The organism is Blautia segnis (assembly GCF_014287535.1).
Classification (GTDB): Bacteria; Bacillota; Clostridia; order Lachnospirales; family Lachnospiraceae; genus Blautia_A; species Blautia_A acetigignens.
In genome coordinates, this window is the sequence record NZ_JACOOT010000010.1 from 124,454 (window position 1) to 142,433 (window position 17,980).

Consider the following 17,980-nt stretch of genomic DNA (forward strand, 5'->3'; position numbering starts at 1 on the left):
ATTGGCAATTTGAGCAAATGGGTGTAAAATGACGTTAAATGGATTTTTATTAAACGAGGTGAAAATGTATGAAGGAAAATTGCAGGAAAGTCACTTCCTGCCCGTTTTACTCACTGTTTTTGGCGCTTCTGGCAGTGCTGCTGATGGGAATTCCGGCGGTGTCTGTACAGGCAGCAGGAGTGAAAACACCCGGCAAAGTGAATATTACCAGTGTGAAAATGATTGGAAACAACAAGGTAACCATTAATTGGAAAAAAGCTTCGAATGCTACGAAGTACCGGATTTACTATAAGCAGTCTGGTGCCAGGTCCTGGAAAGCAATAGCAGATGTGAGTTCCGGGAAAACAAGCTATACCCATACTTCTAATAGCAGGAATCCTCTGGCAGGCGGAAAGAAATATGTATACACGGTAAGGGCTTACAATAAGACAAGCCGCAAATGGGGTACATACGATAAAAATGGAAAAGGCGTGACAGTTCCCATTGTGCCGGGCAAAGTGAAGCTGGTTTCTGTAAAGGCAAATGAGTACAATAAGGTAACGGTAACCTGGAACAAAACTTCCAATGCCTCTTCCTACCGAATCTACTACAAGAAGGCAAATGCAAAGAACTGGACCAGGGTTACCGACGTAAAGGGCAGTCTGAGAAGCTACGTGCATAAAAGCAGCAAAAGTGCCGCATTAATAGCTGGAACCCAATATGTGTACACAGTCAGAGCCTACAACAGTTCCTCAAAAAAGTGGGGCTCTTATGATGCAAAAGGCATTACGGTAAAAGTGCCTGCCAAACCTGCAGCAAAGCCAACAGTTCCGCCAACGCCGCAGCCGACGGCAACTCCGATTCCAACCCAGGCTCCGTCAGCAAACACAGTGACAGCCCATGGCGTAACCTTTGATATGAGTTATTTTCCCGAAACAGCAATAGTAGGCGATGATATGGAATGCCTGTCAGTTATTCCGAAAAGTACAATTAAGCCGACAGATATTACCTATAAAATTGCAAATGGAAATGCACAGCAGCTTTGTTCCCCGGCAACACCAAATCTGCATTTAGGTTATGGAACCGAATATGAATCTGATTATTATGTATCAGACTGGAAAAACATGGTTGCTTATATAAAGACTTCTTATGAGCCGGAAATGTATCTGGAACACAGAGTTGAAATTTACAATCAGCTGCAGGCCGGTACTTTTCCAGTAAGTGTTTATTACAAAAATACGTTGCTTAGAACCTGCCAGGTAACCGTAACAGGGGCAGACAGCAAAGTGGTAAAATACCGGAAATGGATGAATGAACTTGAGCAGAAAGCCTGGACAAGCGGCATGACTGTGATGGAAAAATTAACTGCCATAAAGAAATACATTTATGACAATTATACCTACACAACCGATGGCGTGATGTGTAATGCAGGCGCACAGGCGCTTCTGTATGCAGCCAGAGACTTGGGACTTACTGCAAGATACCGTTTTGTAGGTCCTCAGTATGACTACGAAAAAGGCTACGGTGATGTCTATTACCATTTCGGCTCTGCATTTTGCGGAGGGCATGTGTGCACGATCATCACAATGGATGGCAAAGATTATATTATGGAAACCCAGGGACACGAGGGTTAAAAAGAGGCTCCCATGATGAAGAATCATGGGAGCTGCTTTAATGTATGGTGTTCTCTGTGATCCGGCAAAGTATGAAGATAGTTATTTATTTTCCGAATTTCTTGAGTCGTCCTCCATGATGGTGGTATTTACGTCATCTTCGTAAAGGCGCATTTGTACCTGCATAGGTGTGGGGTCATCTGTAAGTTTCATTTTTCCAAAGTGATTGAAGAAGAACAGAACGCCAAACCCAATCCCGATGGAATAAGAAGCCTCCAAAACAGAAAAGCCGTCTGTTGCCTGCCCGGTGACCTGAGTGTAGATCTGCTCAAAAAGCGCCGGGACATCTACGTCATTGTTAAAGGTCATAATGGAAAAGCCTGCGCCGAAAAAGGTGGCGAGACACACGAAGATCACCTTGCACCATCTGAGAACAACATTGACGCTGCCTTCCTTCTGATAAGTGATGATGAAGGTAGGCTCTCCAATGTTGGTGATGTCCAGGTCCGGTTCCTTTTGCTGGATGTCCTTGATTAAGTCCATGGCACAGATCACGTAGCGTCCTGGCTTATCCGGGTCCAGATTGGCTACCGGCATTACGCGCAGGCGGTTTAATATTTTGGCATTGCTGCAGGAGAGTTTGGCAATGTCCTGTAAATAAACGTGGGGGTGATGAACCTCCACGTTTTGTTCTGTCTGAATGTAAAGGGTATCGCTCATGGAAAAGTACCTCCAGTTGTATTATTCTTTCATCTTAGGCTTAAATACCCAGCTGGCCAGATAGGAAAAAATAAGTGCGGCGGAAATTCCGGCTGCGCAGGCAGTGAAGCCTCCGGTGAAAAGTCCGATAAAGCCATCCTGGTCGATGGCTTTTTTCAGTCCCTTCCAAAGGGTATTGCCGAATCCAAGAAGAGGCACCGAAGCTCCGGCTCCTGCAAAATCGATCAGCGGCTGGTAAATGCCCACAGCTCCTAAGATGGCACCGGTACACACCAGCAGTACCATAACCCGGCCGGGCATCAGCTTTGTTTTATCCAGCAGAATCTGGACCAGGGCGCAGATCAGCCCGCCTACCCAGAATGCATTGAAATAATCCATAGTGTAACCTCCGTTTCTAAGAATTAAACAGGACAATGTTCCAGCACCACTGCATGGGCAATTCCCGGAATGGAATCGCCTTCATTAAAGCTTGTTTTGGAGAGCAGTGCCCCGGTGGGAACAAATAACACCCGTTTCCAGGTCCCTTTGGCAAGCTCCGGCAAAATGTGGGCGGCAAGAACAGATGCACTGCAGCCGCAGCCGCTTCCTCCCGAGTGCGTATCCTGTGTCTCCCCGTCAAAAATCAGAAGTCCGCAGTCCTGGTGAATGGACTGGATGTCGTACCCTTTTTCCATCAGAAGATCAAACAGAATTTTCTGTCCCACAGCCCCCAGGTCGCCTGTGAAAATCGCATCGTAATCCTCCAGTGTTCTGTCAAAATCACACAGATTCCGGTAGATGGTATCACAGGCAGCAGGCGCCATGCAGCCGCCCATGTTCAGGGAATCCTTAAGTCCGTAGTCGATCAGCTTTCCGGTGGTAAGACCGGTAATCTGCACGCAGCCCTTGTCCGAGAGAAGAGGTTTTGTTTTCCGGGGGATTTCTTCCTGGGGCAGTGCGCCAGAGAGAACACAGGCACCGCTTCCGGTTACCGTCCAGGTGGCAGAAAGGGGGCGCTGGTTACCGTAAGCCAGAGGAAAGCGGAATTCTTTTTCCGCGCTGGCAAAATGGCTGGAGGTGGCGCATAAAATATGCTCTCCATATCCGGCGGCAATGGACATGGCTCCCAGGGAAAGGGATTCCCCCATGGTAGAGCAGGCACCAAAAAGTCCGTAAAAAGGAATGCCCATACCTGCAATGCCAAAGGAAGAAGCTGTGGTCTGGGCAAGAAGGTCTCCGGCAAAGGTCATGCGGATATCGCCTGGCGCAAGGCCTGCTTTTCCAAGAGCCAGTGAGGCGGCTTCTTTTTGCATGGTGCTTTCCGCTGCTTCCCAGGTATCGCATCCAAACATAGGATCTTCGCAGATCAGATCAAATTTATCTCCAAGGGGACCTTCCCCTTCTTTTTTTCCAACGACGGATGCGCAGCTGGAAATATAAACCGGAGTCTGAAAGGCAATGCTGGCGGAGCCGGCAAGTCTGGCGGGGGATTGTGTGTTCATGAGATCACCTCCATGATTTTCAGAATATAGTAGATCACTCCGGCGGCCCAGGAACTCATGATTCCGTAGAGGATAACCGGCCCTGCAATGGTGAAGATCTTGCAGCCGATTCCGAAAACCTGTCCCTCGGCTTTGTATTCAATGGCAGGTGCTGCCACGGAGTTGGCAAATCCGGTGATGGGAACCAGACTTCCGGCGCCGCCGAATTTGCCGATTTTGGGATAAAGATTAAATCCGGTGAGAATGACGCTGATGAAAACCAGGGTAACAGAACACCAGGTTCCTGCCATCTCCTGATCCAGCCCCTGTGACTTTGCGAAATTTGTTATGATCTGTCCCAGAACGCAGATCAGGCCGCCTGTGAGAAAGGCTTTTGCCATGTTAAGCGGCAGGCTGTGAGTCGGTGTGACCTCTTTTACATAATCGGCATATTTTTTCTGCTGTTCTTTTTGCTGTTCTTGATTCATTGCTGCCTCCTGTGTATACGGAAATGTAAAGTTGCTGCGGATAAGATTGTTATGGAATTTACAGTTAGTATGTGAAAAAAGATGTAAAATATACTTTCTTTTTCAGCGGAATTATAATATGATGTTAGTATTGTTATGGACAAAAGAAAAGAGGTGCCTTATGGGAAAATATTATATAGGAAAAGGGGCGCAGCTTCTGACAGAGGAATCCGAGGAAAAGATCCGGATACGCCAGCTGGAGCTGCTTTCTCCTGAATTTGGACATATGCCATGTATAAAGGGGGAGTTTTTTACTTTTATTCTGGCCGAAGAGGGACAAATGCAGTGCCAGATAAACCAGGAGAGAACAGACTTACAGGCAGGGGAAGCGTTGTTTATCAACGCGAATCAGTCTTACCGCCTGATCTCCAGCCGGAATGAAAGATGTCGGTTTTATGTAATTGAAGTTTCAGCAGGCTATCTGGCGGCAGGAGATGAGAGCCTTCGGGAGAAATACCTTGCACCTGTGGCAGAGGCAGAGGCTTTTGCGTATTGCAGATTCGTGCCATCAGAAGAGGAAGACACAGATGAGGATATCCTTTTGCAGGCACTTTTGGCAGCAGCGCAGACTGCAGCTGGAAGAGACCTGGCCTATGAGCTGGACATGAAGAGCTGGATGTTCACTGCGTGGGGAAGTCTTTACAAAAAATTCATTCAGCTTGCCCCATCCTGCAAAAATGCAGTGATCCGTGAGCGCACAAAGTTAAACCGCATGACCGGATACCTGGCTTCAAACTGCAATGAGAAGCTGACCCTTGCGGGAATGGCGGAGGCATGCCAGGTAAGCACCGGAGATTTCTGCCGGTTCTTTAAGAAACATATGAGCATGACCCCATTTGAATATCTCCAGAAATGCAGGATCTGGAACAGCATGGATGCAGTGATCGACAAGACGGCCTCCATGGGCGAGATTGCATCTGCCAATGGGTTCGCTGGAGCAAGCTATTTCTCCGAGACTTTCCGCAAGGAGATGGGATGCTCCCCTGCGGATTACCGGAAGTGGTACAAGGGGATTAACGAAGAATGCCCGGTAGCGGCAGCAAATCAGGATCAGGGAGAAGAAAAAGCGCCGAAGAAGTCCGGCGCAGCTGCAAAGGGCAAGAATGTTCCCTCCTATTTGTTATAGGAAAGTTTACGGAAACCATCTTTGATAAAAGTAATACAAAGAGCCTAGTGCTTTTCCCAGGGCTACGGCGATCACCACCAGGCGGATCCCGTTTGTCAGCTTGATCCTTCGGGAAAAGATGGGGAAGACATCTGCCATTTCGGCCAGTGCCATGATCCATCCCCCCAGGAAAATGCCGGAGAAAAGTCCGCAAAGGCCAAGAAACACCATGCCCCCTGGAATGGGCCAGCGATATAGAAAGAAAAGATTGCCGAAAACAATTCCGAGCAGCGTAATATCTTCATATAATAATATGTGTTTTCCTGTGTGGGTAACGCCGGCGTATCTTGGCACAATGGAAAGACCGATGAGAAGGCCCACTACACCGCCTGCGATAATGACTCCTGCACAGAAGCCGATGACTGCCAGAAAAATCTGCTGAAACATGATGGATATCTCCTTTCTGTGGAACATTTATTAGTATAGAAAGAATGTTGAAAAATATACGTTTTTCCTGTACATTTGGGCAGTTAGATAGTATAATAGAACGATGCGGCAATGGGAAGAATCACGTTGCTGCACAGATGGAATAATTTATTCTTAACCTTATGAAATCAGTTAGAAAGATAGAGGATGTAAATCTGTGAATGAAAAAATAAAACAGCGTTTTCAGACGGTTCTGGAAAAGGAGCAGGTTCTGGAAGCGGAGTCTATGAGCAGACACACCACATTTCGCATTGGCGGCCCGGCAGATCTGTTCGTGGTACCGAAGTCAGTGGATGAGATCGCAGAAGTCCTGAAAATCTGCAGGGAAGAGAAGGCTCCTTATTTTATACTTGGAAACGGGAGCAATCTTCTGGTAAGTGATAAGGGATACCGCGGCGTAGTGGTACAGCTGTATCGCGGCTTTGGGAAGATTACGGTTTCCGGGGAGGAAATTCATGCCCAGGCGGGTGCTCTTTTATCCGGAATTGCGGCAGCGGCAAGAGATGCATCTCTTACCGGTTTTGAGTTTGCCGGCGGAATTCCGGGAACCTTAGGCGGTGCTGTTGTGATGAATGCAGGTGCTTACGGCGGAGAGATGAAGGATGTATTGAAGGAAGTGACGGTTCTGACACCGGAAGGTGAGATTCTTACTTTGCAGGCAGATGAGCTTCACATGGGATATCGGACCAGCGTTGTAAAGGAAGCCGGCTATATTGTTCTGGAGGCCGTGCTTTCTCTTGCGAAGGGAGATCCGGAAGCAATCCGCAGCCGGATGCAGGAGCTGGCAGGCATGAGAAGCAGCAAGCAGCCCCTTTCCTATCCAAGTGCAGGCAGCACCTTCAAAAGACCGGAGGGATATTTTGCAGGCAAGCTGATCATGGACAGCGGACTTCGGGGATATCAGGTAGGCGGTGCCCAGGTTTCCGAGAAGCACTGCGGCTTTGTGATCAATGCAGGAAATGCCACCGCAGAAGATGTATGCAGGCTGATGGCAGATGTACAGCGGATTGTCAGAGAAAAGTTTGGCGTGACACTGGAGCCGGAAGTGAAGTTTCTTGGAGAATTCTGACTGAGAAATTCAGGCCAGAAATTTATGTTTCAGGACGAAATAAAAATTTGTCCCATCAGGAGATAAGATATGCGATTTGTAATAGTTACAGGCGTTTCCGGTGCTGGTAAGTCTACCGTGCTGAAAATGCTGGAGGATGCCCACTATTTCTGTGTGGATAATCTTCCCATTCCATTGGTGGAGAAATTTGCTTCACTGATGCTGGAGGTGCATGAGGAAGGCGTGCAGAATGCGGCACTTGGAATTGACGCAAGAAGCGGACGCTCCTTGGAAGAACTGGCACAGGTTCTGGATCACATGAAGGAAGCCGGATATGATTTTGAGATTCTTTTCATGGATGCGGAGGATTCCGTGCTTGTAAAGAGATACAAGGAGACCAGAAGAAGTCATCCCCTTGCCGCTTCCGGAAGAGTGGATGACGGGATCCGGCTGGAACGCCAGAAAATGGAATTTCTTCGGAAAAGAGCGGACTACATCATTGATACCACTCATCTGCTCACCAGAGAGCTTCGTCAGGAAATCGAGAAGATTTTTGTAAATGACGAAAAGTTCTGCAATATGATGGTTACGGTGCTGTCCTTTGGATTCAAATACGGAATCCCGGCAGATGCAGACCTGGTGTTTGACGTCCGTTTTCTTCCAAATCCATATTACGAGGATGAGCTGCGGCCGCTGACGGGTATGGATGAGAGCGTTTTTAATTATGTAATGGACAATGAGACTGCAAGGATTTTTGCAAACAAGCTGGAGGATATGACGGAGTTTCTCATTCCCAAGTATGCCCAGGAAGGCAAAACAAGTCTTGTGATCGCCATTGGATGTACAGGCGGCAAGCATCGTTCTGTTACCATTGCAAGAGAGCTGTACAGCAGAATTGCCCGAAACGGGGAATACGGTTTCCGGCTGGAGCACAGGGATGTGGATAAGGATCGTCTGCTGAAAAAATAAAAAGGAGTTTTGGAAATGTCTTTTTCAGGGATGGTGAAAGAAGAACTTTCCAGGCATATAGGCACCGGAAGGCACTGTAAGATTGCAGAACTGGCTGCGATTTTCACTTTCTGCGGCAGCCTGGGCACTGGATCAGATGGGAAATTTTTCCTCCGTATCCAGACAGAAAATGAGGCACTTGCAAGAAAAAGCTTTACATTATTGCAAAAAACATTTAATATAGAGACAGATGTATCAAATTCCCGGACCGACTGTTTCAGAAGGGGGAATCTTTCCTGTATTTCCGTTACCGATCAGGCTCTGATCAAGGAAATACTGGACTCTCTGAAACTGGAAATTTCGGGAATCAGCGGAGGAATGCCATTCGTATCTAATTCCATTGTATATCAGCGGGATTGCTGCAAAAGGGCGTTTGTACGCGGAGCCTTTCTCTGTGCGGGATCCATCAGTGATCCAAGGAAGGGATATCATTTTGAGATTGTATGTCCCAGCCAGGAGATTGGCGTGCAGTTACAGGAAATCGTCCGGAGCTTTCACATAGATGCCAAGATCGTGCTTCGCAAGAAGTCCTATGTGTTCTATGTGAAGGAAGGTGCACAGATTGTGGATATGCTGGCTATCATGGAAGCAAATGTGGCCCTGATGGATCTGGAGAATATCCGCATCCTGAAGGAAATGCGTAATTCTGTGAACCGAAAGGTCAACTGTGAGACTGCAAATATCAACAAAACGGTTAATGCGGCTGTGAAGCAGATCGAAGATATCAGACTGCTTGAGGAAAAGGTGGGCCTGGAGAGTCTGAGTGAAGGACTTGAAGAGATCGCAAGATTGCGGCTGCAGTATCCGGAAGCAACACTTAAAGAATTAGGATTGATGTTGAACCCACAGGTCGGGAAATCCGGAGTAAATCATCGACTTCGTAAGCTAAGCCTGCTCGCGGATGATCTGAGGGAAAACAAGGAGGAGTTATTATGATCAAAAAGCCAATCACCATTCACCTGTCCACAGGACTTGAAGCCAGACCAGTTGCACAGCTTGTACAGGTGGCAAGCCAGTTCAACAGTGAGATTTACGTTGAAGTAGGCAAGAAGAAAGTCAATGCCAAGAGTATCATGGGCATGATGACACTGGGACTGGATGCTGGTGAGGAAATTACACTTTCAGCTAACGGAGAAGATGAAGATGCTGCCATGAGCAGTATTGAACAGTACTTAAGCAACCAGTAAAGGATGCTATAAAAAGTGAGGATGGTTACCAATGTCTAAATTTCTAAAATTTATTGTACATTTTGTTGTGATATGCACCATACTTTGCGTAGTTGCATTAGCGGTGCCTCCGTTCTTCGGAGTGACTACCGAAATTCGGGACGACTCCACAATCGAGTCCAATCTTGCAATGGGATCTGTTACATATGCAATTCCGGTTAAAACAGAAGAAGCAGCTCTGGGTACACCGATCCTTGTAAATGACGAAGACAATGCTGTATATCGTTATACACTTGCAAGTGCTGATGTGGAGAATGGCACAGGAACTGCCATGGACCCTACTGTTTCACAGGGAGAGCCGATTAACGTAGCAATTGGAAGCTACCTTCCGAAGATCGTTGCTACGATCCCATTTATCGGTTATCTGATGGCGGCTACCAAGAGCATTGAGGGACTGATCGTTCTGGGACTTGTTGTCCTGTTCCTGGTAATTCTCTATGTGATCGCAGAGCTGTGGAAGAAAGATCCGGATGATGACTATGATGATTACCCGGATGACACAGAGCCTGGATATGTGAAGAGCCGCAAGGAACTGAAACGGGAAGAGAAGCGCAGAGAGCGTGAGTACCGTGACGAGGAACGTGAGATCAAGGCTGAGAGCAAACGCAGCAAGAAAGAGAAACGCAAGATCCGCACCGGCGGTTTTGTAGATGAGATCGATGAGGATGATTTCGATACAGAAGAGGATGAACGTCCGCAGAGAGCTGTGCAGAGTGCTACAAGCGAAGCGCATGAGCTTCTGAAGAAGGAAATCGCAGCAGCCACTGCTGAGGACCATAGACCAGCCAGAAGGTCTGCCAAGCCAGCAGCACAGACCAGAAAAGCTGCGCCCAAGAAAAGAGCAGTACCGGAAGTGATCGAGGAAGAGGCGGAAGAGCCAGTAGAGATCAAGAAACTGGCAATCCCCAGATATTCACCGGCACAGCTTGCAGCCAAGGCGAAGAAAGAGGGAGACGCTCCTGACATCGTGAAGGACGAGATCACCAAGGTCACATTGTTTGATTACTCTGATATTTTTACAGATGATGAAGATGACGATGAGGACTATTACGAAGACGAAGATTAATTAATCATTATAATATTCATTATAATAGGAAAGAAGAGGTATTTCGGTGAAAAGAATGCCTCTTCTTTTCTATTTTATTCCCTGATGGCGATCACTGGATTGTACTTAAATTAGTACAAAAAATAATTGGGTTTTTTGAAAAAAACACTTGCAATCTGTAAAAACTTTGTGTATACTAATATCTGCTGTGACATGATAGCAATGAAGCGTGAGGTTGCTGCCAGAAAGGCAGGTTTTCCGTGGAGCGAATGTCAAGTTAGGAAACTGACGACAAGTCACTGTACAAGTTCAATAGCCATCTAGGGGATGGGAGTGTGTGAAGAACCAAAGCACGAAGGTGTTTTAGGACACACACGGAGATGTGTACAGTCGCCGCTTGTCGTACTGATAGTGAGTACGAATAGGAGGAGACTTTTTTTATGGCAAATCAGGTAATGAGAATCACATTAAAAGCTTACGATCATCAGTTAGTAGATGCATCTGCTGCAAAGATCATCGATACTGTTAAGAAGAATGGTGCAACAGTTAGCGGTCCAGTTCCGCTTCCAACTAAGAAAGAGGTTGTTACAATCTTAAGAGCTGTTCACAAATATAAAGATTCCAGAGAGCAGTTCGAGCAGAGAACACATAAGAGACTGATTGATATCATTGCTCCGACCCAGAAGACAGTTGATGCTCTGTCCAGACTGGAAATGCCTGCTGGTGTTCATATCGACATCAAGATGAAGGCAAAATAATTAATCTTGTAAATGCATAAGCATTTAGCTATTTATTATATGATTACCCGAGAGGGCAATCCGCTATAGGAGGAAGAAAGATGAAGAAAGCTATTTTAGCTACCAAAGTCGGAATGACTCAGATCTTCAACGAAGATGGAATGTTAATTCCGGTAACCGTTTTACAGGCTGGTCCATGTGTTGTAACTCAGGTTAAAACAGATGAGAACGATGGATATACAGCAGTTCAGGTTGGCTTCGGCGACATCAGAGAGAAACTGGTGAACAAACCGGAAACAGGCCACTTTGCAAAAGCAGGCGTTGCAGTTAAGAGATTCGTAAAAGAGTTCCGTTTCGAGAACGCTGCTGAATATGAAGTAGGACAGGAAATTAAAGCTGATATCTTTGCAGCTGGCGATCACATCGATGCAACAGCTGTTTCCAAAGGTAAAGGTTTCCAGGGTGCAATCAAGAGACATGGACAGTCCAGAGGACCTATGGCTCACGGTTCCAAATATCATCGTCATGCAGGTTCCAATGGTGCTTGTTCTGATCCGAGCAAGGTATTCAAAGGAAAACACATGCCAGGTCATATGGGAAGCGAGCAGGTAACTGTTCAGAATCTTGAGATCGTACGCGTAGATACAGAGAATAACTTACTGTTAGTTAAAGGTGCTGTTCCAGGACCTAAGAAATCCTTGGTTACAATCAAAGAGACAGTAAAGTCCTTATAATAAGAAAGGAGGAGCACACAAATGGCAAACGTAACTGTTTATAATATGGAAGGCAATGAAGTTGGAACAATGGAGCTGAACGATGCAGTATTTGGCGTTGAGATCAATGAGCATCTTGTTCATCTTGCAGTTGTTCGTCAGCTTGCAAACAAACGCCAGGGTACTCAGAAAGCGAAAACTCGCTCTGAAGTAAGCGGCGGCGGAAGAAAACCGTGGAGACAGAAAGGAACCGGTCATGCAAGACAGGGATCCATCCGTGCTGCACAGTGGACAGGCGGCGGAATTATTTTCGCACCGACTCCAAGAGATTATGAAGTGAAAATGAACAAGAAAGAAAGAAGAGCAGCTCTTAAATCCGCTCTGACTTCCAAAGTTCAGGACAATAAATTCGTAGTTGTTGACAGCCTTGCAATTGCTGAAGCTAAGACAAAAGAAATGCAGAAGGTTCTTACAAACCTGAAAGCAGAGAAAGCTCTTATCGTAACAGCAGAGGAAGATAAGAACGTAATCCTTTCCGCAAGAAACATCGAGAACGTACAGACAGTAGCAGCTAACGGCATCAACGTATATGATGTTATGAGCCACGGTACTGTAGTAGTAACTAAAGACGCTGTAGCATCCATCGAGGAGGTATACGCATAATGGCTGATATTAAATATTATGACGTGATCAAAAGACCAGTGATCACTGAAAAATCCATGGCTGCTATGGGTGAGAAGAAATACACTTTCCTTGTTCATCCGGAAGCAAACAAAGCTCAGATCAAAGAAGCTGTTGAGAAAATGTTCGATGGAACAAAAGTTAAGAGCGTAAATACCATGAATCTTGATGGTAAGAAAAAACGCCGTGGAATGGTAGTTGGAAAAACTGCTAAATCCAAAAAAGCTATCGTTGCCCTTACAGAGGACAGCAAGGACATCGAGATCTTCGAAGGCCTTTAATTGATAGCACTTTATACGCATTCAAAAGCGTGAGAACAAATTTGAAAGGAGAAAAGAAATGGGAATCAAAAGTTATAACCCATATACACCGTCTAGAAGACATATGACTGGTTCCGACTTCTCTGAGATCACTAAGACTACACCAGAGAAATCCCTTACCGTGTCCTTAAAGAAAACTGCTGGACGCAACAACCAGGGTAAGATCACTGTAAGACACCACGGAGGCGGAAGCAGAAGAAAATATAGAATCATCGACTTCAAGAGAAGAAAAGATGGAATCCCGGCAGTAGTGAAATCTATTGAGTACGATCCAAACAGAACAGCTAATATCGCTCTTATCTGCTATGCAGACGGCGAGAAAGCATACATTCTTGCTCCAGAAGGACTTAAAGTTGGACAGAAAGTTATGAACGGACCGGAAGCTGAAATCCGTGTAGGCAACTGCTTACCGTTAGAGCTTATCCCGGTTGGTACTATGGTTCATAACATCGAGCTTCATCCTGGAAAGGGCGGCCAGATGGTTCGTTCCGCAGGAAACTGCGCTCAGCTTATGGCTAAAGAAGGCAAGTACGCTACACTTCGTCTCCCATCTGGTGAGATGAGGATGGTTCCGATCATCTGCCGTGCAACAGTAGGTATCATCGGAAACGGCGATCACAACCTGATTAACATCGGTAAAGCTGGTCGTAAGCGTCACATGGGAATCAGACCTACAGTTCGCGGTTCTGTCATGAACCCGAATGACCATCCACATGGTGGTGGAGAGGGCCGCGCTCCGGTTGGACGTCCAGGTCCGTGTACACCTTGGGGCAAACCTGCTCTTGGTCTGAAGACAAGAAAGAAAAACAAAGCGTCCAACAAGCTCATCGTAAGAAGACGCGATGGAAAAGCTTTAAGCAAATAATAAGGAGGATTAAGAATGTCTCGTTCACTGAAAAAAGGACCTTTTGCAGATCAGAGCTTACTTAAAAAAGTAGACGCATTAAACGCTGCAAATGATAAATCCGTAATCAAAACTTGGTCTCGCCGTTCCACAATCTTCCCGTCTTTTGTTGGACATACAATCGCTGTCCATGACGGAAGAAAACATGTGCCGGTATATATTACTGAGGATATGGTTGGTCACAAACTTGGTGAGTTTGTTGCTACCAGAACCTACAGAGGACACGGAAAAGACGAAAAGAAATCCGGTGTTCGCTAGTTAGAATTTTTCACCAGGCTGCCTGATCCGCAAGGAGCGGTTCGGGCATGCGCGGTGTTTCCCTGAATATTGAATATGACGAAAGGAGGCACTTTAAAATGGCAAAAGGACATAGAAGCCAGATTAAGAGAGCCAGAAATGAGAATAATAGAGAGACAAGACCGTCTGCAAAATTATCTTATGCAAGAATTTCTGTTCAGAAAGCCTGCTACGTTTTAGATGCAATCCGTGGCAAAGATGTGCAGACAGCACTTGGTATCCTGACATACAACCCAAGATACGCTTCCAGCGTAATCAAAAAGTTACTGGAATCAGCTATTGCTAACGCTGAGAACAATAACGGAATGAACGCAGACAATCTCGTAGTTGCAGCCTGCTATGCAAATAAAGGACCTACAATGAAGAGAATCCAGCCAAGAGCACAGGGTAGAGCTTACAGAATCGAGAAGAGAACAAGCCATATTACCATCGTGCTGGATGAGAAATAAGGAGGATAAGCATGGGACAGAAAGTTAACCCACATGGCCTTAGAGTCGGTGTTATCAAGGATTGGGATTCAAGATGGTATGCAGAGAGCGATTTCGCAGACTATCTGGTTGAGGATTACAACATCAGAACATTCCTTAAAAAGAAATTATACAGCGCAGGTGTTTCCAAAATCGAGATCGAGAGAGCATCTGACAGAGTAAAAGTTATCATCTACACAGCAAAACCTGGTATCGTAATCGGTAAAGGCGGCGCAGAGATCGAGAAAGTAAAAGCTGAACTTGCTAAATATACAGACAAGAAGCTTATCGTTGATATTAAAGAAGTTAAGAGACCAGACAGAGATGCTCAGCTTGTTGCAGAGAACATCGCTCTTCAGCTGGAGAACCGTATCTCCTTCAGACGTGCTATGAAATCTACAATGCAGCGTACAATGAAATCCGGTGCTAAGGGAATCAAAACATCCGTATCCGGACGTCTTGGCGGAGCTGATATGGCTCGTACAGAGTTCTACAGCGATGGAACTATCCCGCTTCAGACACTTCGTGCAGATATCGATTATGGTTTCGCAGAAGCAGACACCACATATGGCAAAGTTGGTGTAAAGGCATGGATCTACAATGGTGAGATTCTTCCAACAAAAGGAACTAAGGAAGGGAGCGATAAATAATGTTAATGCCAAAAAGAGTTAAACGTCGTAAACAATTCCGTGGCTCCATGAGAGGAAAAGCCCTTAGAGGTAATCAGATCAATTATGGTGAATTCGGTCTTGTTGCTACCGAGCCTTGCTGGATCAGATCTAATCAGATCGAGGCAGCCCGTGTTGCTATGACCCGTTATATCAAACGTGGTGGTAAGGTTTGGATCAAGATTTTCCCAGATAAACCAGTAACAGCAAAACCAGCAGAAACTCGTATGGGTTCCGGAAAAGGTGCCCTGGAATACTGGGTAGCAGTTGTTAAACCAGGACGTGTTATGTTTGAGATCGCAGGCGTTTCTGAAGAAATCGCTCGTGAGGCATTACGTCTTGCAATGCACAAGTTACCATGTAAATGTAAAATAGTTTCTCGTGCAGAGTTAGAAGGCGGTGATAACAGTGAAAATTAATAAATTCGTAGAAGATTTACAGGCAAAATCAGCTGCAGAATTAAACGACGAATTAGTAGCTGCTAAGAAAGAACTTTTCAATCTGAGATTTCAGAATGCAACCAATCAATTAGACAATACAGGACGAATCAAAGAGGTTCGCAGAAATATTGCCAGAATCCAGACAGTGATCACTGCGAAAGCTAACGCTTCCAAATAGTGAATTTAGGAGGACATAATCGTGGAAAGAAATCTGAGAAAAACCCGCGTGGGTAAGGTTGTCAGCAATAAGATGGACAAGACCATCGTAGTTGCAATTGAAGACCATGTAAAACATCCTCTTTACAAGAAAATCGTGAAGAGAACATATAAATTAAAAGCTCATGATGAAAACAATGAGTGCAACATCGGTGATACCGTAAAGGTTATGGAGACCAGACCGCTGTCCAAGGACAAGAGATGGAGACTGGTTGAAGTTGTAGAGAGAGTTAAATAAGGAGGATAACCAGTATGATTCAGCAGGAAACAAGACTGAAAGTTGCCGACAACACTGGTGCAAAAGAAATCCTTTGTATCCGTGTTATGGGTGGCTCTACAAGAAGATATGCAAACATTGGCGATACAATCGTTGCTACTGTTAAAGATGCAACACCAGGCGGCGTTGTTAAAAAAGGTGACGTAGTAAAGGCTGTTGTAGTTAGATCCAAAAAAGGCGCTCGTCGTAAAGACGGATCCTATATCCGTTTCGATGAAAATGCTGCCGTAATCATTAAAGACGACTTAACTCCGAGAGGAACACGTATCTTTGGACCAGTTGCCAGAGAGCTTCGTGAGAAGAAATTCATGAAGATCGTTTCCTTAGCTCCGGAAGTATTATAGGAGGGTGCCTAATGTCAGCTATGAAGATTAAAAAAGGTGATACTGTTACAGTAATCGCTGGTAAAGATAAAGGCAAAGAAGGCAAAGTCCTTGCCGTTAACGTAAAAGACAATACCGTATTAGTAGAGAGCGTTAATATGGTTACAAAACACACCAAACCATCCGCTGCAAACCAGAATGGTGGAATCGTTACAAAAGAAGCTCCGCTTCACATCTCCAACGTAATGCTTATGGCAGACGGAAAAGCTACAAGAGTCGGCTTTAAGATGGATGGAGACAAAAAAGTCCGCGTTGCTAAGGCAACAGGTAAGGTTATCGATTAATTGAGAGAGGAGGCAGACATAAGTGAGTAGATTAAAAGAACTTTACACTAATGAGATCATGGATGCCATGACCAAGAAATTCGGATATAAAAACGTTATGGAAGTGCCAAAACTCGACAAGATCGTAATTAACATGGGTGTTGGTGAGGCCAAAGAAAACGCTAAGCTTCTTGACGCTGCTATCGCAGATATGGAGCTGATCACAGGACAGAAAGCAATTGCTACAAAGGCAAAGAAATCTGTCGCTAACTTCAAAATCAGAGAGGGAATGCCGATCGGATGTAAAGTAACATTAAGAGGCGAGAAGATGTATGAGTTCGCTGATCGTCTGATCAACCTGGCACTTCCACGTGTACGTGACTTCCGCGGCGTTAATCCTAACGCTTTCGACGGAAGAGGAAACTATGCTCTTGGTATCAAAGAGCAGCTGATCTTCCCAGAAGTTGAGTACGATAAAGTTGACAAAGTAAGAGGTATGGACATTATCTTCGTTACAACAGCAAAAACTGATGAGGAAGCTCGTGAGTTACTGAAGCTGTTCAACATGCCTTTTGCGAAATAAGTAGAGGAACATTCCAAAGTTGACCGCCGGCTTCTTGCCGGGGTCAGCAGATCTGATATAGGAGGAACGATTCATGGCTAAGACAGCAATGAAAATCAAACAGCAGCGTCCAGCTAAGTTCTCCACAAGAGAGTACAGCCGCTGCAGAATTTGTGGACGTCCACATGCATACTTAAGAAAATACGGAATCTGCAGAATCTGCTTCCGTGAGTTAGCTTACAAAGGACAGATCCCGGGAGTTAAGAAAGCTTCCTGGTAAGCCGCTATTACAGGTAACACATAAATTTATTATATACACTATGACATGTAAAGTCTGAATATGAGGAGGAAACTAACATGACAATGAGCGATCCAATCGCAGATATGCTTACAAGAATCCGTAATGCAAACACTGCAAAACATGACACAGTAGATGTTCCGGCATCCAAAATGAAAATTGCAATTGCTAACATCCTTGTTGATGAGGGATACATTGCAAAATATGATTTAGTTGAAGATGGTGTTGCAAAAAACATCCATATCACACTGAAATATGGCGAAGACAAAAACGAGAAGATCATCACAGGTTTAAAGAGAATCTCTAAACCAGGTCTTCGTGTTTATGCTGGCAAGGATGAGCTTCCGAAGGTTCTTGGAGGACTTGGAATCGCAATCCTTTCCACTAATAAAGGTGTTATCACCGACAAAGAAGCTCGTAAACTTCAGGTAGGCGGCGAGGTTCTTGCATTTGTATGGTAAGCCTTTGGCCCCATATATTCAAGAAGTAGACGAAACACTGAAAACAGAGAGGTTCCAGTAACCTCTCCGATAATCT

Annotated in this window: 28 protein-coding genes; 23 read left to right on the forward strand and 5 right to left on the reverse strand. The window is 45.4% G+C overall.

Features of this window, described 5'->3' with window-relative positions; all coding sequences use genetic code 11:
- Positions 1 to 68: 68 nt before the first annotated feature.
- Positions 69 to 1,613, forward strand: coding sequence for a fibronectin type III domain-containing protein (locus H8S54_RS04585; RefSeq protein ID WP_186901024.1), 1,545 nt, complete (start codon positions 69 to 71; stop codon positions 1,611 to 1,613).
- A gap of 81 nt (positions 1,614 to 1,694) precedes the next feature.
- Here the strand turns inward: H8S54_RS04585 and H8S54_RS04590 are convergent, their stop codons facing one another.
- From H8S54_RS04590 to H8S54_RS04605, 4 genes are read right to left on the reverse strand one after another with little or no spacing between them, the layout of a single operon-like run.
- On the reverse strand, positions 1,695 to 2,312 hold the full coding sequence (locus H8S54_RS04590; RefSeq protein ID WP_117852471.1) for a stage V sporulation protein AA: 618 nt from the start codon (positions 2,310 to 2,312) through the stop codon (positions 1,695 to 1,697).
- 21 nt (positions 2,313 to 2,333) lie between these two features.
- Positions 2,334 to 2,690, reverse strand: coding sequence for a stage V sporulation protein AE (gene spoVAE / locus H8S54_RS04595; protein ID WP_117852474.1), 357 nt, complete (start codon positions 2,688 to 2,690; stop codon positions 2,334 to 2,336).
- Positions 2,691 to 2,713: 23 nt separating this feature from the next.
- The gene (locus H8S54_RS04600) at positions 2,714 to 3,793 is read right to left on the reverse strand and encodes a stage V sporulation protein AD (RefSeq protein ID WP_117852477.1); all 1,080 of its coding nucleotides are present in this window, start codon (positions 3,791 to 3,793) and stop codon (positions 2,714 to 2,716) included.
- Positions 3,790 to 4,260 carry a SpoVA/SpoVAEb family sporulation membrane protein gene (locus H8S54_RS04605; RefSeq protein ID WP_021924583.1) on the reverse strand — a complete coding sequence of 157 codons (471 nt, stop codon included), beginning with the start codon at positions 4,258 to 4,260 and terminating at the stop codon, positions 3,790 to 3,792. Before H8S54_RS04605 ends, H8S54_RS04600 begins: the two co-directional genes overlap by 4 nt.
- Before the next feature lie 160 nt (positions 4,261 to 4,420).
- Between H8S54_RS04605 and H8S54_RS04610 the strand changes: the two genes are divergently transcribed.
- Positions 4,421 to 5,425 carry an AraC family transcriptional regulator gene (locus tag H8S54_RS04610; RefSeq protein ID WP_186901025.1) on the forward strand — a complete coding sequence of 335 codons (1,005 nt, stop codon included), beginning with the start codon at positions 4,421 to 4,423 and terminating at the stop codon, positions 5,423 to 5,425.
- A 6-nt stretch (positions 5,426 to 5,431) separates the two neighbouring features.
- Here H8S54_RS04610 and H8S54_RS04615 read toward each other — a convergent pair whose 3' ends face one another.
- Complete coding sequence (locus tag H8S54_RS04615; RefSeq protein WP_021924585.1) at positions 5,432 to 5,851, reverse strand: stage V sporulation protein AB; 420 nt, start codon at positions 5,849 to 5,851, stop codon at positions 5,432 to 5,434.
- A 196-nt stretch (positions 5,852 to 6,047) separates the two neighbouring features.
- Between H8S54_RS04615 and murB the strand changes: the two genes are divergently transcribed.
- The 21 genes from murB (at position 6,048) to rpsH (ending at position 17,904) form a co-directional block, all read left to right on the forward strand.
- Positions 6,048 to 6,959, forward strand: coding sequence for a UDP-N-acetylmuramate dehydrogenase (murB, locus tag H8S54_RS04620; protein WP_021924586.1), 912 nt, complete (start codon positions 6,048 to 6,050; stop codon positions 6,957 to 6,959).
- A gap of 69 nt (positions 6,960 to 7,028) precedes the next feature.
- A complete protein-coding gene (gene rapZ, locus H8S54_RS04625; RefSeq protein ID WP_117852482.1) occupies positions 7,029 to 7,907 on the forward strand; it encodes an RNase adapter RapZ in 879 nt (292 codons plus the stop codon).
- Between the two features lie 15 nt (positions 7,908 to 7,922).
- Complete coding sequence (whiA, locus tag H8S54_RS04630) at positions 7,923 to 8,882, forward strand: DNA-binding protein WhiA (RefSeq protein WP_173767373.1); 960 nt, start codon at positions 7,923 to 7,925, stop codon at positions 8,880 to 8,882.
- Positions 8,879 to 9,133 (forward strand): HPr family phosphocarrier protein, encoded by a 255-nt coding sequence (locus tag H8S54_RS04635; RefSeq protein WP_021924589.1) that lies wholly within the window; start codon positions 8,879 to 8,881, stop codon positions 9,131 to 9,133. The genes whiA and H8S54_RS04635 overlap by 4 nt, the downstream gene beginning before the upstream one ends.
- 31 nt (positions 9,134 to 9,164) lie before the next feature.
- Positions 9,165 to 10,238 carry a hypothetical protein gene (locus tag H8S54_RS04640; protein ID WP_021924590.1) on the forward strand — a complete coding sequence of 358 codons (1,074 nt, stop codon included), beginning with the start codon at positions 9,165 to 9,167 and terminating at the stop codon, positions 10,236 to 10,238.
- A 419-nt stretch (positions 10,239 to 10,657) separates the two neighbouring features.
- A complete protein-coding gene (gene rpsJ / locus H8S54_RS04645; RefSeq protein WP_117852518.1) occupies positions 10,658 to 10,975 on the forward strand; it encodes a 30S ribosomal protein S10 in 318 nt (105 codons plus the stop codon).
- An 80-nt stretch (positions 10,976 to 11,055) separates the two neighbouring features.
- A complete protein-coding gene (gene rplC, locus H8S54_RS04650) occupies positions 11,056 to 11,688 on the forward strand; it encodes a 50S ribosomal protein L3 (protein WP_117852520.1) in 633 nt (210 codons plus the stop codon).
- Between the two features lie 21 nt (positions 11,689 to 11,709).
- Positions 11,710 to 12,330 (forward strand): 50S ribosomal protein L4, encoded by a 621-nt coding sequence (gene rplD, locus H8S54_RS04655; protein WP_117852522.1) that lies wholly within the window; start codon positions 11,710 to 11,712, stop codon positions 12,328 to 12,330.
- Positions 12,330 to 12,629 (forward strand): 50S ribosomal protein L23, encoded by a 300-nt coding sequence (gene rplW / locus H8S54_RS04660; RefSeq protein ID WP_117852524.1) that lies wholly within the window; start codon positions 12,330 to 12,332, stop codon positions 12,627 to 12,629. The genes rplD and rplW overlap by 1 nt, the downstream gene beginning before the upstream one ends.
- Positions 12,630 to 12,687: 58 nt before the next feature.
- Entirely contained in the window at positions 12,688 to 13,533 is an 846-nt protein-coding gene (gene rplB, locus H8S54_RS04665) for a 50S ribosomal protein L2 (RefSeq protein ID WP_186901026.1), read from the forward strand.
- 15 nt (positions 13,534 to 13,548) lie between these two features.
- On the forward strand, positions 13,549 to 13,830 hold the full coding sequence (gene rpsS / locus H8S54_RS04670; protein ID WP_015526921.1) for a 30S ribosomal protein S19: 282 nt from the start codon (positions 13,549 to 13,551) through the stop codon (positions 13,828 to 13,830).
- 98 nt (positions 13,831 to 13,928) lie between these two features.
- On the forward strand, positions 13,929 to 14,318 hold the full coding sequence (gene rplV / locus H8S54_RS04675) for a 50S ribosomal protein L22 (protein ID WP_117852663.1): 390 nt from the start codon (positions 13,929 to 13,931) through the stop codon (positions 14,316 to 14,318).
- A gap of 11 nt (positions 14,319 to 14,329) precedes the next feature.
- Positions 14,330 to 14,986, forward strand: a complete 657-nt coding sequence (gene rpsC / locus H8S54_RS04680) for a 30S ribosomal protein S3 (protein WP_117852529.1) — start codon at positions 14,330 to 14,332, stop codon at positions 14,984 to 14,986.
- Positions 14,986 to 15,423, forward strand: coding sequence for a 50S ribosomal protein L16 (gene rplP / locus H8S54_RS04685; RefSeq protein ID WP_117852531.1), 438 nt, complete (start codon positions 14,986 to 14,988; stop codon positions 15,421 to 15,423). The genes rpsC and rplP overlap by 1 nt, the downstream gene beginning before the upstream one ends.
- A complete protein-coding gene (gene rpmC / locus H8S54_RS04690) occupies positions 15,413 to 15,622 on the forward strand; it encodes a 50S ribosomal protein L29 (protein WP_117852533.1) in 210 nt (69 codons plus the stop codon). The genes rplP and rpmC overlap by 11 nt, the downstream gene beginning before the upstream one ends.
- Before the next feature lie 21 nt (positions 15,623 to 15,643).
- A complete protein-coding gene (gene rpsQ / locus H8S54_RS04695; protein ID WP_302672207.1) occupies positions 15,644 to 15,898 on the forward strand; it encodes a 30S ribosomal protein S17 in 255 nt (84 codons plus the stop codon).
- 14 nt (positions 15,899 to 15,912) lie between these two features.
- Positions 15,913 to 16,281: a 50S ribosomal protein L14 gene (rplN, locus tag H8S54_RS04700; RefSeq protein ID WP_022067326.1), complete on the forward strand. Its 369-nt coding sequence runs from the start codon at positions 15,913 to 15,915 to the stop codon at positions 16,279 to 16,281.
- Between the two features lie 11 nt (positions 16,282 to 16,292).
- On the forward strand, positions 16,293 to 16,604 hold the full coding sequence (gene rplX / locus H8S54_RS04705) for a 50S ribosomal protein L24 (RefSeq protein WP_243176646.1): 312 nt from the start codon (positions 16,293 to 16,295) through the stop codon (positions 16,602 to 16,604).
- Positions 16,605 to 16,626: 22 nt separating this feature from the next.
- Entirely contained in the window at positions 16,627 to 17,166 is a 540-nt protein-coding gene (gene rplE / locus H8S54_RS04710; RefSeq protein WP_117852540.1) for a 50S ribosomal protein L5, read from the forward strand.
- 73 nt (positions 17,167 to 17,239) lie between these two features.
- The gene (locus H8S54_RS04715) at positions 17,240 to 17,425 is read left to right on the forward strand and encodes a type Z 30S ribosomal protein S14 (RefSeq protein ID WP_117852543.1); all 186 of its coding nucleotides are present in this window, start codon (positions 17,240 to 17,242) and stop codon (positions 17,423 to 17,425) included.
- 77 nt (positions 17,426 to 17,502) lie between these two features.
- Positions 17,503 to 17,904 carry a 30S ribosomal protein S8 gene (gene rpsH / locus H8S54_RS04720; RefSeq protein ID WP_117852545.1) on the forward strand — a complete coding sequence of 134 codons (402 nt, stop codon included), beginning with the start codon at positions 17,503 to 17,505 and terminating at the stop codon, positions 17,902 to 17,904.
- The last annotated feature ends 76 nt before the right edge of the window (positions 17,905 to 17,980 follow it).